General features: G+C 73.9%; 2 protein-coding genes. Both read left to right on the plus strand.

Annotated features, from left to right (window positions below; translation table 11 throughout):
- Nucleotides 1–19: 19 nt before the first annotated feature.
- Nucleotides 20–1,765, plus strand: coding sequence for an IucA/IucC family protein (locus tag D3105_RS33735; RefSeq protein WP_240647132.1), 1,746 nt, complete (start codon nucleotides 20–22; stop codon nucleotides 1,763–1,765).
- Between the two features lie 84 nt (nucleotides 1,766–1,849).
- Nucleotides 1,850–2,296 (plus strand): GNAT family N-acetyltransferase (locus D3105_RS33740; protein ID WP_133305750.1); only part of this gene is annotated, 447 nt, incomplete at its 3' end.

Genomic DNA, 2,296 nt, shown 5'->3' on the forward strand with positions numbered 1-2,296 from the left:
CCCGGCAGCGGTCGCACCCATTTCGGACCTCGCGGCCCAGGAGACGGGCTTCGACGCGCTCGACGACCCGGACCCGCTGCGGGCCGCCGACGCGGCGGGCACCGAAAGCCTGCTGCGCTGCTGGACCCGGGAGAACGACCTGCCCCGTCCCGAGGGCGACATCCTGCGCATCGCCTTCCCCGCCAGCGGCACCGCCCTCCTCGTCCCCGTGCACTACTGGTCCGCCACCGGGGCCCACCGCTTCGGCGCGCCCGCCCTGGAGAACGCCCCCGCCGGCGCCCCGCCCGCCGACGCCGCCACCGTCGCCGTCCTCATTGGCCGCGAGGGCGGCGAGAGCGGCGCGGGCGATCTCGTCGCCCGGGTCGCCGACTCCGTACGCCACACCGCCGGCTTCATCGAGCAGCGGCGGCGCAGCCCGGCCGACCCCGCCGATGCGGACCTCTTCCTCACCGCCGAACAGTCTCTGCTGCTCGGCCACCCCCTCCACCCCACGCCGAAGAGCCGCGAGGGCCTCTCCGAATCGGAGTCCCGCCGCTATTCACCGGAGCTGCACGGCTCCTTCCCGCTGCACTGGTTCGCCGTCGACCGGTCGCTGGCCGCCACCGACTCCGCCTGGAGCGACGGCGGTCCCGCCACCGCCGAGGAACTGCTCGCCCCGTACGCCGCGGGGCTGAAGACGCCCCCCGGCACCGTCGCCGTCCCCGTCCACCCCTGGCAGGCCGCCGACCTGCTCCACCGCCCCCAGGTCCGTGCCCTCGCCGAGACCGGCCTGCTCCACGACCTCGGCCCGCACGGAGAGCACTGGCACCCCACCTCCTCCATCCGCACCGTGCACCGGCCCGGGGCGCGGGTCATGCTCAAGCTCTCCCTCGGCGTACGCATCACCAACTCCCGCCGGGAGAACCTCCGCAAGGAGCTGCACCGGGGCGTCGAGGTCCACCGCCTCCTGTCCACCGGCCTCGCCGAGCACTGGCAGCGGGAGCACCCCGGCTTCGACATCGTCCGCGACCCCGCCTGGCTCGCCGCCGACGACCCCGAGGGCACCCCCGTCACCGGGCTCGACGTGGTGCTCCGCCACAACCCCTTCGGCCCGGGCGACGACGCCGCCTGCATCGCCGGACTCACCGCACAGCGCCCCCGGCCCGGCCCCCCCGGTATGCATTCCCGGCTCTCCGAGGTCGTCTCCGGCCTGCGCGCCCGCACCGGCCTCTCCGGCACGGACGCCTCCGCCGAATGGTTCCGGCGCTATCTGCACCACGTCGTGCGCCCCGTCCTCTGGCTCGACGCCCACGGCGGAGTCGCCCTCGAAGCCCACCAGCAGAACACCCTCGTCCTCCTCGACCCGGACGGCTGGCCCGTCGGCGGCCGCTACCGGGACAACCAGGGCTACTACTTCCGCGACTCCCGCCGCGCCGAGCTGGACCGGCGGCTCCCCGGCATCGGCACCGTCAGCGACACCTTCGTCTCCGACCCGGTCACCGACGAGCGGTTCGCCTACTACCTCGGCATCAACAACGTCCTCGGCCTCATCGGGGCGTTCGGGGCCCAGCGACTCGCCGACGAACAGCAACTCCTCACCGTCCTCCGCCAATTCCTCACGGAGACGGCGGAACTGGGCTCGCCCCTGCCCGCGTATCTCCTGGAGAACCGCCAACTGCGGTGCAAGGCCAACCTGCTGACCCGGCTGCACGGCCTCGACGAGCTGGTCGGGCCGGTCGACACCCAGTCCGTGTACGTCACCATCGCCAACCCGCTCCACAGCTGAACCGCCGCACCCCAGAGACTCCGACCGCAACCCGCACCGGAGAAGCTCACCGACCGCACCCGGTCCAGAGAGGAGAGCGCCACCGTGCCTCCCGGCGACGCCTCAGCGGAACCCGGCACCGCACCCGACGGCGGGAGCACCGGAGTCGAGGACACCCTCGACCTGAAGCTCACCGAGGAACTCCTCGCGCTGATCGCCGAGGAGCACAGCGCCGGGACGCGGCGGGCCGCCGTCCCCGGTGATCTGCTGGGCGACCCGGGCTCCTGGACGCCCGCGCGGACCACGGCGGGGGAGTTCGCCCTCCTCGCCGTCCGGCTGGAGCGCGACCTCCCCGTCATCAGCCGCTGGATGAACGACCCCGCCGTGGCGGCCTTCTGGGAGCTCGCCGGACCCGAGTCCGTGACCGCCGACCACATCCGGCCCCAGCTCGAAGGGGACGGGCGCAGCATCCCTTGTCTCGGCGTGCTCGACGGCACCCCGATGAGCTACTGGGAGATCTATCGCGCCGACCTCGACCCCCTGGCCCGCCAC

The organism is Streptomyces globisporus (genome assembly GCF_003501885.1).
In the GTDB taxonomy this organism is placed as follows: domain Bacteria; phylum Actinomycetota; class Actinomycetes; order Streptomycetales; family Streptomycetaceae; genus Streptomyces; species Streptomyces globisporus_D.